We start from the raw sequence: 13,210 nt of genomic DNA, 5'->3' as shown, positions 1-13,210 counted from the left end.
AGCGCTTACTGGCAACCGCCATCAACGCCGAAGTAAGAGCAGTAAAAAATTCGGGACTGGCTGCAGAAACCCGTTTAGTTATGCGAGCAGAGCTTGCTAAACAACTACAGGAGCTTGCCAAAGCTGACTCAATGCTAGTACAACAATTGACAGAGGACTTAGATAAGTTCTTAAACCAGGGGGAATGGCCGGAACAGTACGAACCCGAGCCGTTACCGCCGGGTTCGCCAATTTAAGTGAAATGCCAGAGCCGCTTAAAGCGGCTCTGGAAAATCGTCTAATTGTTCTTTCGTTTTGCCATGAGGCGTTGGCTGACGCGTTTCCGGATCAATATGTACGAACACAATGTCATCAGCTGAACAAATGTTTTGCTTGGTGTGCTTATTGCGTACCAGACAAGTGATAGCTAACGACGTGCGTCCCACAGATTTTACCTGCAAGCCAAATTCAACGACATCGCCCTGAAACGCAGAGGTTTCAAAAGTAATAGCGCCAATATGCTTAGTTACCAGGCTTTTTGCCCCTAACTGGCAACTGGCAAAAATATAAGCTTCTTCGTCAATCCATTCTAAAATACGGCCACCAAATAACGAACCGGCAAAGTTCAAATCGTTTGGCATAACCAGTCGGCGAGATAAAAAGCGCATAGTCACTCCTTGTTCATGGAAGATATGTACATATTATAACCTATTGTTCGCCAATGGTTTGTTGAAAAAATTGAGCAATCATTGAATATAAATGAATTTTTGTATTACGCCCGTTAATAGAATGCTTTTTCCCCGGATAATTCATCATTTCAAAAGCCTGAGCATTATCCTGCAATTGCTTATACAGCTTCGTGCTATGAGTAAACAAAACATTATCATCCGCCATTCCATGGTAAATCAGCAAATCACCTTTTAAGTTCTTACTGTATGGAAAAACCGATGAACTTTCATAAGCATCGCCGTCATCGGGCATGCCCATAAAACGTTCAGTATAATGCGTATCATATAGGCGCCAGTCGGTTACCGGTGCACCAGCTACTCCAGCCTTAAAGTACTCAGGTGCTTTAAACATAGCCAGCAACGACATATAACCACCGTAACTGTGACCATATATACCAATGCGTTTTGAATCGACATAAGGCAGGCTGGTTAAGTACTTAACCCCCACCACCTGATCGTCCACTTCCGGGCTCCCCATATTTTTATAAATAGGTGCCTCAAAGCGTTTTCCCCGGTTGGCCGAACCCCGGTTGTCCAGAGTGAAGACAATAAAGCCCTGTTGGGCCATATACTGAACAAAACCGCTGCCCCAGCTTTTCGTTACTCGCTGAGCGGCGGGTCCACCGTAAACATACACCAGCACCGGATACTGTTTTTCTGCATCAAAATTTTCCGGCTTGGTCATTTTGTAATACAGTGTCTGCCCGTCTTCAGCTTCCAGTTCACCAAATTCAGGGTAACGCCAGTTTCTCAAATAAGGAGACAGTGGATGCTCATCGGTCACTTTGTTCTCAGCCAGCCACACCAGATGATTCCCGGTAGGACCGTGCAAGCTCACTTGTTTGGGCTGCTGAGGCGATGAGTAAGTATCCAGATACGAGCGTGCATCGGCATCAAATTCAATATTGTGCATGCCTTCGCGTGTGGTAATGCGTGTCGGGCTAGCCGCGGAACTCGCATTTAGCTGAGTACGATACAGATGAGATTCCATAGGTGACTTTTTCCGGGCGGTAAAATACAGCGTACCGGTACTTTCATCAATCGCTTCCAGTTCATCAACCTGCCAGTCACCGGAACTCAATTGACGAATTAACGACCCGTCCAGACGATATAAATAAAGGTGTTTGAAACCACTTCGTTCAGATGCCCAAATGAAGTGCTTGTTATCATTTAAGAAATATAAGTCATCGTGCAGGTTCAGCCAGCTGTCCGAAGTTTCTGTTAGCAACTCGCGCTGAGTTTCGCTCGCCCGATTATAAAGCCAAAGCGTCAAGGACTGCTGATTCCGGCTTTGCCATTGGTAACTCAAGCGCTTGCTATCACCAACCCATTTCACCCGGGCCAGGTAACCATCACTTTTCTTATCCAGCTGCAACCAATTGCTCTGTTTGTCGGCAATTTGATATACACCCAGGTCAATCTCGACATTGTCACTTCCTGCAAACGGATAGCGCTGTTGTATGGTTTCAATCCGGTCTGCGTATATCTCGCTGCGGGTGGCCAGAGGCACCGGGCTTTCATCAACTTTGGTTAACGCAATAGCCGACTCATCCGGAGCCCACCAGTAACCAGTCATCCGCTTCATTTCTTCCTGTGCAACAAACTCCGCCATACCAAACTTAAGCGTGTTCCCGCCTTCGCTTGTAACCCTGTGTTCTTCGCCACTGGCAAGGTCAATAAAGTACAAGTTCTGTTCCCGGACAAAAGACACATAGCTGCTTTTTGGCGAGAACTTAACGTCAGTTTCAAAAGCATCAGTTTTTGTCAGCTGAGTCACTTTGTCTTCATCAGTCTGGTAATAAAAAACATCACCGTTATAGGGAAAAAGCAGCGCGTCCCCTTTTGCTGACCAGCTGTACTCAATTATGCCATTACCGCTAATACGTTGGCGTTCCCGGCGGGCTTTCTCTTCATCAGACAATTCAAGCTCATCGACAGCAAGCTGATCTGCGGAAACTAACAATTTATGCTTATCGGCTTCTATATCGTATAACCAGAGATCATAACGTTGCGGTTCTTCCTTACTGCCTTTTAAGTATGAAAGGTATTGCCCGCCGGGGGCAAACTTTAACGACCTGGGAGTTTCACCAGTAAGACTGGGGCCACTAAACAAACGTTCTATGGTTAATTCTTCGGCAAAAACAGAAAGACTAAAAAAGCTGAAAACAATAACAGCAATCGTCTGAATGCGACGATTAAAATGAAAAGGCATGATGCAAGATCCAACGATGAGTTTATTACCACTTATATTAACAAAGTTCGGGATAAAAATCGGTTGGCTGCGGTGAAATAACACGAAAACGCTACCGCCGAATTACGACGATAGCGTTATTCTTGGGAAAGGCAGTTCAATTAGAAGCTAATAGAAACGCCAGCCTGAAAACGACGACCGGTAACAGGTGCATCATCTTTTATAAAGGAGCTGTGAACAAAACCTAACTGATCCGTCAGGTTTTCACCCTTCAGGTAAAGGGTAGCACCGTAATTTGCTAACCATTCAGGGTAAAAGTTGACGCGGGCGTTCAATAAGCCATAAGCGTCAGTAACTGTTTCATTCTGCCCTATTTTATCCTGTTCCATATAGCGCGTATAACCGATAGCACCGTCCCAGCCAACGGCCTGGTAACGCAATTCAGTACCAAAGCGCTGAGCCGGAATGCGCGGCAAGTCATCACCATCACGCTGTTTGGCGCGAGTGTAATCACTAAAACCGTGAAGTGACCACTGTTCTGTGAATTTCCAGTCTAACTCAAGTTCATAACCATACAGCTCGGCGTCAACTTGTTTGAACTGAACCACTTCCAGACCGCCATGATCATGTTCGTGTTCATGCTCGCCTTCATGTTCGTGCTCTTCTTCATGGGCATGTTCATCGTGATCATGGTCTTCATCGCCATGCAATTGTTCACTGTTCAAGCCGATAAAGTCATCGTAAATAAAATCATCAACACGGTTGTAGAACACGTTCAAATTCGCGTGAAAACGGTCATTCTCGTAATGGAATCCGGCATCTATGTTGTTTGATGTTTCGGTTTTAATCGCAGCATCATTCGGCTCAACATGATACTCGTCGTGCTCTTCTTCATGCAGTTCATACCCCAGACCTAATTCATAAGTACGAGTTGCAAAGTGATTGCCGTTAGCAAAGACTTCATTTGCAGCCGGAGCCCTTTCTGCGTGACTGAGGTTAAATGAAACCGAAGTGTGGTCATTAAAATGATAAAGGTAACCAGCAGACGCCGAAGTAGCGTCAAAGGTATCCAGTTTGCGCTCATCACTAGAAAGCGATGTGCGCTCGTGACGAACACCTAAATCAACATGATGAGAACCAAATTCCTGCTCTACGACCCAGAATAAGCCCTGAGTACGACGCGATGTATTCGGGGTAAAGGCTTCTTCTCCAAATGCAGACTTATCACTGATGTCCCATTGCCAGCCGACAGCACCTTTCCAGCCAGCTATTTCTTTATGCTGACCAATCAGTCGTACCTCTTTTTGTTCATTTTCAAATTGAGTCGCAACAAAGTTGTCTTCAATTTCCTGATGCTGGTAGTCAGTTAAAGCAGCACGAAAATCTAAACGGTTGAAACCACTGAAAGGATTACGCCATTGACCCGCAAATTGAATACGCTCTTGCTCCAGGTCAGCATATGGGCCAGCTTCCGCATGGTCATGCTCTTCCTCGTGATCGTGTCCTTCTTCATGCTCATCGTGCTCATGTTCTTCCTCACCATGGCCATGGTCATGGCCCGGAATACCGTATTCCTGATAAAGCCCTTGGTAAGACACTCCGAAAAAGCCATCATCGAACTGATAGCTGGCGCCAATAGTGCCGCCCTGAGCATCAATAAAAGAGTTTTCGACATGATCTACCGTTTCACCTTCATCATTAGTAAACGACGGTGTCTCATAATCGTTGGCGCGGCGAATAAAGGCGTCGGTATAAAGAGCCCAGCGGCCATTGCCTACTTGCAAGTCGTAAGAGCCCTCTTTGTTATCGTTATTGGTAGCAGCTGACACATTCGCATTACCCTGCAGCCCGTACACAGGCTCTGAAGGAATACGGTTATCGACTACATTAATGACCCCGCCAATTGCTCCACTACCGTAAAGTAAAGTTGCCGGCCCTCTTAGTACTTCAATTTGCTGTGCGGTGCTGGTTTCCGTGGTAACCGCGTGGTCAGGACCACCTCGGGATACGTCACCTGTATCAAGTCCGTTTTGGGTGACTTTTACTCGTGGCCCGCCCAGTCCCCGAATAATGGGGCTACCCGCAACATTCGCAAAATGGGTATTGTTAATACCCGGCTCCATTGCCAGAGTTTCTCCCAGACTATGAGCATTCTTTTGCTTAAGCGCGTCACCAGAAATAATGTTGACAGGTTGTGCCGATTCAAGCGCCGTCTTATCCAGCGGGCTTGCATTAATCACTATCACTTCATAGTCATTAATGTGTTCATGTTCTTCTTGCTGTTGCGCATGTGCAACGGTGCTTGTTGCCAGTAATGCAAGAGTTAACGCATTCAGTTTCATAACCACTCCAGTTAACGTCGTTTCAGATGAACGCCATCTCGTTATTGTAATAGTATAACATTACGAAACCTTGATACGTTTTGCAACACTCTTTCATCCATCCACTCTGGTTGTCTGTTATCTGCTGCGGTACACTAGATTGGCTATTATGATAAAAATAACACCAAGGACATGATATGAAGCCATCCCATATTCTTCTGCCCGTTACATTAAGCCTGCTGGTAGCGGCTTGCGGTGCATCAGAAACCAAGTCAAAGACTGAAGAGATCCGTGCTGACGAATCCAATATCCGTGCTCATTTAGAGTTTCTTGCAGACGATGACCTTAAAGGTCGCGAAACCGGTAGTAATGAGCATGAAATTGCCTCTAACTACATTGTTTCTGAATTCAAGCAGTTAGGCCTTGAGCCCGCTGGCGATGACGGTACTTTTTATCAGCGTATTCCCTTTCGTAAAAGTACGTTGAAAGAAAACAGCGCTCGCATGACCTTTGAAAGCAATGGTGAAGTGGTTGAATTTGAATTCCCTAAGCAATTCATTACCGGCCCAAGTCATTATGAAGAAAAAGATGAAATTACCGCGCCATTAGTTTTTGTTGGCTATGGTATGGAAGCCCCTGAATTTGAGCTTGATGACTATAACGGCCTTGACGTAGAAGGCAAAATTGTTGTCATGCTAACCGGTCGTCCGGGCTTTTTGCCTAGCGAAGAAGGCGCTCATTTAGCCAATATTAAAAATGATATTGCCCGCGAAAAAGGCGCGGTTGGTATTATTACTTTACACACTCCGGTACGCGAAAAAACTCGCAAATACGAAACCAGTGTGTATTACACCAAAACACCACGCATGACCTGGTTAGGTCCTAATGGTTTGCCTAAGGGTGAAGAGCAACAGTTAAAAGGTTCTGCCTATATTGATGATGAACCTGCGGAGAAACTGTTTGCGAATGCTCCGACTAAGCTAAGCGATATCTTCGAGAAAATTGAAGAAGACCCGGACTTCTCTCCTAAAGGGTTTGAACTGGAAGGTGAAGTCACTCTGGCTCGTGAATCGCGTCATGAGGAAATTTCCAGCCCTAACGTTGCGGCTGTATTACCCGGTTCTGACGAAACCTTGAAAGACGAATACGTTGTTTATACTGCGCATTCTGATCATATCGGCGTAGTAAAAGACATGAGCCGCGAAGACAATATCAATAATGGCGCGATGGATAATGCCAGTGGCGTTTCCATTATGCTGGAAACCGCGCGCTTGTTTGTAGAGTCAGAGCAGGAATTTGACCGTTCAATTATGTTTTTGTCTGTCACGGCTGAAGAGAAAGGCTTGCTGGGTGCGGACTACTTTGCCAATAACCCAACGGTTCCTTTAGAAAACATCGTAGCAAACGTAAACCTGGATATGCCGGTACTACTGTATGATTTTGCCGATGTCATTGCCTTTGGCGCTTCACATTCAACTTTAGGTGACACCGTTAGCAAGGCAGCTCAGCAGTTCGATACAAAGCAAAGCCCTGACCCTATGCCTGAGCAGGCTATTTTTACACGCTCAGACCATTACACTCTGGTAAAAAAAGGCATTCCGGCGGTATTTTTAATGACCGGTTTTACCTCACGTACCGAGGGTGAAGACGGCGGCGAAGTCTGGGGCGAGTTTTTTGCTGAGCACTATCACAAGCCCAGCGATGGACTCAATTTAGACATTAACTACGAAGCCGGAGCTCGCTTTACCAACATTAACTTTGCTATTGGTAAAGAAATTGCGAACGCCGATAAACGTCCACAATGGCTGGAAGACTCGTTCTTCGGTAAGCAATTTAACAACTAAGCGTACTGTTTAAGCACAGAACAAATTCCAGGGAGCCTTAACCGGCTCCCTTTTTTGTTAGCAACCGTCATTAAACTGTCATTTACACTCTCTACACTTTTACCATCAGTAGCTGCCGGAGCACTTGATGTTATCTGTAGACAAAGTCGTTAATGACAAGCTTCCACTCATTAAAGGTAAGCCCTGGTTAGAAAAGCCGACAACCTGGGTTTTACGCAACCTTTTACACGAAGAAGATATTCAGAAGTTTGGCAAAAGCTCTCCCTCTTTAGAAGGCATAGACTTTGTTGAACACACTCTGGACTACTTTAATTTCACTTACTCCTACTCTTCGCAAGAACTGGATAATATCCCTGTCAGCGGACGTCTGGTTATTATTGCAAATCACCCGATAGGTTCTCTTGATGGCCTGGCGTTATTAAAGTTAGTGAGTGAAATGCGCAGCGATGTAAAAATAGTTGCCAATGAATGGCTGTCTGCACTCGAACCTCTTAATTCCCTATTGCTGCCGGTTAATGTCTTTGGCGGCAAACCCAGCCGCAAAGACATTCGCAACATACATAACCACCTTCACGACGAAGGGTGCGTCATACTATTTCCTGCAGGAGAAGTGTCGCGGTTACGCCCTAATGGGGTACGCGACACACACTGGCAAAGTGGCTTTCTTAAAATAGCCAAGGCAACCCAAAGTGACATTTTGCCAATACGCCTTGATGCTCACAATTCCGCCTGGTTTTACACCGCTTCTATGGTCTATAAACCTTTAGCAACCATGCTGTTAGTGAAAGAAATGTTTCGCCAGCAACGTAAACAGGTTAAATGTCATATAGGGCAAAGAATACCGGTTGAAGCCTTTCTTCATCAGGGTCTTAGTGTCAACCAGCAGGTTAAACTGTTTAAAAAGCACTTGTACCGTTTAGGTACTCAAAAAAAATCGATTTTCCCAACTCAGACAGCAATAGCCCGTCCTGAATCGCGCCAACCTTTGAAAGCGGCCATTGAGGCCTGTGAGTTACTTGGTGAAACCCCATGTGGCAAAAAGATTTATCTGTATGAATTCAGTGGTAGCTCTCCTATTCTTCGGGAAATAGGCCGCTTAAGAGAAGTCGCTTTTCGCACCGTGGGCGAAGGCACCTGGCGTAAACGCGACCTTGATGAGTACGATACCTGGTATATGCACCTGATACTCTGGGATCCGGACGATCTTGAAATTGCCGGTGCTTACCGTCTGGGCGACTGTAAAAAAATAATAGAAGCGCACGGCCAAAACGGGCTTTACAGTGACGGATTCTATGAGTTCTCAGACGCTATGAAGGAGATTTTTCCGCAAAGTCTGGAACTGGGCCGTTCATTTGTACAACCCCGGTATTGGGGTAAGCGCAGTCTGGACTATCTCTGGGTAGGTATTGGTGCGCTGTTGCGTAAGCACCCTAATTATCGTTACTTATTTGGCTCTGTCAGTATTAGCAACGCCTTACCAAAGGATGCGCAGGCAGCTTTAGTTAAATTTTACAGCAGCCATTTTCCGCCGCAAACACCGATGGCCAGGGCGAACATTCCTTATCGTTTAAACACCGACTCAACGGTGCCTGACTTTACCGGTAACAACTACGCCGATGAATTTGTTCTGCTAAAAAGCTATATGGCTAATATCGGCTCCGCCATTCCCACACTTTACAAACAATACTCGGAGCTATGCGAACCCGGCGGAGTGCAGTTTTTAGAGTTTGGCGTTGACCCGGACTTTAATCATTCGATAGATGGGTTGGTGTTAGTGGATACCACAAAACTCAGTGCGAAAAAGCGCAAGCGTTATTTAGAAACGAGATAAGCACTGGCCTGCTGATACCAGTCGCCCAGTACAATACGTTTAGCGGGTTTGCCGTCACCGAGAGTGAAGCAATGCACTGCCGGACGGTGTGTGTGACCATGAATTAGCTTTCTAACGCCGTGCTTTTCCATAACATGCAGCACTTCACTGTGCTGAGCATCCATTTTATAAAGCTGTTCCGGGGTTAGTTCAGGTCTTTGGCTACTGGATTTTTGCCGTAACCGATTAGCGATACGCATACGCCAGGATAAGGGTAAGCTGCGCATAATACCTTTGACCAAAGCATTCTGGATAATAGCCCGATAACGCAGGTAACCTTTATCCAGCGTGCATAAGGTATCACCATGCATCAGTAGTACCCGCTCGCCATACAAGTCAATAACTGTTTCATCCGGGAGAAGGGTTAAACCAACATCGCTGGCAAAACGCTCGCCCACCATGAAGTCACGGTTCCCGGCCATAAAGTAAAGCCGTACACCTCTGTCCGTCATGTACTTCAGCTGATTTTTCACTTGCGCCGCAAATTCGCTGGTGTCGTCGTCGCCCAGCCAGGCGTCGAACAAATCGCCAAGAATATAAAGCGCATCAAGATTGCTGTGTTGCCGACAAAAGTCACCAAAAGCAGCCAGAATATCTGGCCGCCCCGGACTTAAATGTAAGTCAGCAATAAAGCCGGTGGTCATGGAATCAGTCTTCAACCGACACACTTTCAATAACCACGTCTTCAACCGGCACGTCCTGATGGAACCCCGCTGAACCGGTTTTCACGTCTTTAATGGTGTTTACCACGTCCATACCTTCAACAACCTCGGCAAATACGCAATAACCATAACCGTTAGGTGTTTCATTTTGAAAATTCAAAAAGGCATTGTCGTTCACGTTGATGAAAAACTGAGACGACGCTGAATGAGGATCGGGCGTACGCGCCATAGCCACCGAGCCAACCACATTGGGTTTTGCTGTCGGAGCTTCGTTTTCAATATTCGCGCGTGTTTCTTTTTGCTTCATGCCTGGCTCAAAACCACCGCCCTGCACCATGAAGTTGCTAATAATACGGTGAAAAATCGTGCCGTCATAAAAACCGTCACGGGCATACTGTAAAAAGTTATCTACAGTCTTAGGCGCGGTTTCGTTGTGCATTTCTAAAGTGATATCACCATGATTGGTATGTAAAACGACTTGCATTGAATGTACCTGTTTCATTGACTAAACCAGCTGATAGTGTACCAGAGCCTCGCCATCGGTGGTATCATAAGCCCCTTGTTTTCATCGCTAACCGATAGATAAGTAAGAGATCACATTATGGCATTAACCGTCTTTAATACCCTGACCCGCAAGAAGCAGTCATTTGAGCCAATCAAACCCGGTCACGTGGGTATTTATGTCTGTGGTGTTACCACTTACGACTACTGCCATATTGGCCATGCCAGAACTTATGTCGCTTTTGATATTGTCGTGCGTTATCTGCGTAAGCTTGGTTACGACGTTAAGTACGTCCGCAACATCACCGATCTGGACGATAAAATCATTAAACGTGCAGCAGAAAACGGAGAAGACTTTCATCAGGTGACTGAGCGTTTTATTCAGGAAATGCACAAAGATTTTGACGCATTAAGCTTAGTCCGTCCCGATATCGAACCGCGTGTAACTGACCATATGGATGAAATTATCCAGATGATTGAACGCCTGATTGAAAACGGCAACGCCTATGAAGCTGGTAACGGCGACGTTCTGTTTGATGTATCCACATTTAACGATTATGGCAAGCTCAGTCGTCAGGACTTAGAACAGTTACAAGCGGGTTCTCGGGTTGATGTTGATGCAGCTAAACAAGATCCGCTCGACTTTGTACTCTGGAAAGCAGCAAAACCAGGTGAACCGAGCTGGTCTTCGCCCTGGGGTGAAGGTCGCCCGGGCTGGCATATTGAATGTTCAGCAATGAATAAAAAGCACCTGGGCAATACTTTCGATATTCATGGTGGCGGCTCTGATTTGTCTTTTCCTCACCATGAAAATGAAATAGCTCAAAGCTGCTGCGCGAATCAGTCTGAGTACGTAAAGTACTGGATGCACAGCGGTATGGTGCAGGTCGACAATGAGAAAATGTCGAAGTCACTGGGTAACTTTTTTACTATTCGCAGCGTACTGGAACAATACGACGCGGAAACAGTGCGGTACTTCCTGTTGTCGAGCCACTATCGCTCGCAGCTGAACTATACTCAGGAAAATCTGGATCAGGCGCACTCCGCTCTGGAGCGCTTATATACCGCATTGCGTGAGATAACACCGCAAGCCGCCGGTGAAGAATTGCGTAGTAAATACTGGCAGAGCTTTCAGCAGGCAATGGACGACGACTTAAACGCGCCGGAAGCCATGAGTGTGTTATTTGAAATTGCCAGGGAAATTAACCGCAACCGCGAGAGTGCTCCGGACACAGCAGCACAGTTAGCACATGTTTTGCTTGAGCTGGCTGAAGTAATGGGGCTGCTGCAACAGTCTCCGGAAGAGTTTTTACAGGGCGACGATGACGATGTCGCCAAAATTGAAACGTTGATTGCCAAGCGTAATCAGGCCCGGGAAGATAAAGACTGGGCTGCAGCAGACGAAGCCCGTGATGAACTAACCAACATGGGCATTGTTTTAGAAGACGGTGCTGAAGGCACCCGCTGGCGTCGCGCTTAACCGACAAACTGATTAAGAGGTTTAACCTATGTCATTTGCACGACTGCAAATCGTCAGCTCACTGGCTGACGCATACTCAAAAGATGGTGCCGACGCACTTATCTTAATTGGAAATTTTGATTCTATTGACGATTCTGCTCTGGCTGAAACTATCCAGCAGGCACAAATTACCGATCAAAGAGTGGGAAAACAGCCTTTACTGTTAAAGGCTGACGGTGTTCCGGGCCAGCGTTTGGTCGCTGCGCCTACCGGGCCGTTAAACCGTGATTTTGACGATGTCCGCCAGGTTTTCGATGCCGCACATGCGGCGGCAAAAGTCGCACAAGAAGCTGGTGCCCGCCACCCGGTTATTGCGCTGAATAATGTTAACGTGAACGACGAGCGTTATCAGCAAGCATTTTTAGCCGCTTACCTTGGCTTTTGTCAGGCACTTTACCAGCCACTGGAAGCTCGTGAAGCTCATGGTGAAGAAGCCATTGAACCGACTCAGAACGTCATTTTAGTCGGAGAGCTCGACGCTGAATGGGCTATGGCAGTTGAAGCCGGTAAACGCGTTGCCCGCGACCTTGCAGGTACCGAACCTGAGCGTATGGCACCACCTAAATTCGCTGAGTATTGCCGCCAGGCCTTTGCGCACACTTCGGTTAAAGTCACGGTTATCGACGACTACCAGCAACTACAGCATGAGTATCCTTTACTGGCAGCCGTTGGTCGCTCGTCAATGGCGGTAGAGCGTCACCGCCCTTGTGTTATTCGCCTTGAATATCACGGCAACAACCCCGAGCGTACAGTCATGTTTGCCGGTAAAGGTATTGTTTACGACACCGGTGGTGCTGACTTAAAAACCGGTGGTCATATGGCTGGTATGAGTCGAGATAAAGGCGGTGCTGCAGGTGTTGCCGGCTTCTTAAAAACGGTTTCAGAATTACAGCCAGAACACCTTAATGTGATCGCTGAAATTGGCGCGGTACGTAACAGCATTGGTTCAGATGCCTTTGTTGCCGATGAGATTATTACCGGCCACAGTGGCAAACGTGTCCGCATTGGTAATACCGATGCCGAAGGTCGCCTGATAATGGCCGACTTGTTGTCGCATTTGCGCGAGGAAGCGGCGAAAAGTGACGGCGAACACGAGTTGTACACGGTAGCAACTCTGACAGGCCACGCAGCCCTTTCTAAAGGTCCATACAGCGCTCTGGTACCCAATGGCCATGCACGTCGTCAGAATCTGGCTCAGGCTTTGTTCGATGCAGGCGAAACCTATGGTGACCCGACAGAAATATCCTGGTCGCGTCGTGAAGACTTTGACTTTGTTAAAGGCCGTACCCTATGCGATGACCTGTTGTCATCTAATAACGGACCTTCGGCTGCTACGCCACGTGGGCACCAATTCCCCATGGCGTTTTTGACCGGAGTGTCTGGTCTGGACAATCACGGCATTGATAGTGAACACCCAATAAGTTATATCCATATAGATATCGCCGGTAGTGGCGTGGAAGGCGGAGACTGGCAACATGGCAAGCCAACAGCAGCTCCGGTTACTTGTCTGGCGGGTCATTATCTGAAGAAATAAGTTTTACGAAAGCGCTTTATTGGAAACAATAAAAAATGCCCGGTTCCGCTTAACCAGAACC

Annotated in this window: 10 protein-coding genes; 5 read left to right on the top strand and 5 right to left on the bottom strand. The window is 46.8% G+C overall.

Annotation, left to right across the window (positions count from 1 at the left end; genetic code table 11):
* The coding region (locus RJ32_RS14495; RefSeq protein ID WP_034820016.1) for a hypothetical protein at nt 1-236 on the top strand (236 nt) is incomplete at its 5' end.
* 18 nt (nt 237-254) lie between these two features.
* Here RJ32_RS14495 and RJ32_RS05635 read toward each other — a convergent pair.
* From RJ32_RS05635 to RJ32_RS05625, 3 genes are all read right to left on the bottom strand, one after another.
* Nucleotides 255-647 carry an acyl-CoA thioesterase gene (locus tag RJ32_RS05635; RefSeq protein ID WP_011234277.1) on the bottom strand — a complete coding sequence of 131 codons (393 nt, stop codon included), beginning with the start codon at nt 645-647 and terminating at the stop codon, nt 255-257.
* Between the two features lie 40 nt (nt 648-687).
* Entirely contained in the window at nt 688-2,919 is a 2,232-nt protein-coding gene (locus RJ32_RS05630) for a S9 family peptidase (protein ID WP_034820014.1), read from the bottom strand.
* Between the two features lie 140 nt (nt 2,920-3,059).
* Complete coding sequence (locus RJ32_RS05625; protein WP_034820013.1) at nt 3,060-5,240, bottom strand: TonB-dependent receptor; 2,181 nt, start codon at nt 5,238-5,240, stop codon at nt 3,060-3,062.
* A gap of 176 nt (nt 5,241-5,416) precedes the next feature.
* On the opposite strand from RJ32_RS05625, the gene RJ32_RS05620 reads away from it, so the two are divergent.
* Nucleotides 5,417-7,063: a M28 family metallopeptidase gene (locus RJ32_RS05620; RefSeq protein ID WP_034820012.1), complete on the top strand. Its 1,647-nt coding sequence runs from the start codon at nt 5,417-5,419 to the stop codon at nt 7,061-7,063.
* Nucleotides 7,064-7,190: 127 nt separating this feature from the next.
* Nucleotides 7,191-8,894, top strand: coding sequence for a GNAT family N-acyltransferase (locus RJ32_RS05615; RefSeq protein ID WP_034820011.1), 1,704 nt, complete (start codon nt 7,191-7,193; stop codon nt 8,892-8,894).
* On the opposite strand, the gene RJ32_RS05610 is transcribed toward RJ32_RS05615, so the two are convergent.
* Together RJ32_RS05610 and RJ32_RS05605 are read right to left on the bottom strand one after the other, a co-directional pair.
* Nucleotides 8,876-9,577 carry a UDP-2,3-diacylglucosamine diphosphatase gene (locus RJ32_RS05610; protein WP_034820009.1) on the bottom strand — a complete coding sequence of 234 codons (702 nt, stop codon included), beginning with the start codon at nt 9,575-9,577 and terminating at the stop codon, nt 8,876-8,878. The two genes, RJ32_RS05615 and RJ32_RS05610, sit on opposite strands and share 19 nt — an antisense overlap.
* A 4-nt stretch (nt 9,578-9,581) precedes the next feature.
* Nucleotides 9,582-10,079: a peptidylprolyl isomerase gene (locus RJ32_RS05605; RefSeq protein WP_034820007.1), complete on the bottom strand. Its 498-nt coding sequence runs from the start codon at nt 10,077-10,079 to the stop codon at nt 9,582-9,584.
* Nucleotides 10,080-10,196: 117 nt separating this feature from the next.
* Between RJ32_RS05605 and cysS the strand changes: the two genes are divergently transcribed.
* Together cysS and RJ32_RS05595 are read left to right on the top strand one after the other, a co-directional pair.
* Complete coding sequence (gene cysS / locus RJ32_RS05600; protein WP_034820004.1) at nt 10,197-11,576, top strand: cysteine--tRNA ligase; 1,380 nt, start codon at nt 10,197-10,199, stop codon at nt 11,574-11,576.
* A 28-nt stretch (nt 11,577-11,604) separates the two neighbouring features.
* A complete protein-coding gene (locus RJ32_RS05595; protein WP_034820001.1) occupies nt 11,605-13,149 on the top strand; it encodes a leucyl aminopeptidase family protein in 1,545 nt (514 codons plus the stop codon).
* The last annotated feature ends 61 nt before the right edge of the window (nt 13,150-13,210 follow it).

This window comes from Idiomarina sp. 28-8, assembly GCF_000320945.2.
GTDB classification, from domain to species: Bacteria; Pseudomonadota; Gammaproteobacteria; order Enterobacterales; family Alteromonadaceae; genus Idiomarina; species Idiomarina loihiensis.
This window is presented reverse-complemented; position numbering and strand designations above follow the sequence as displayed.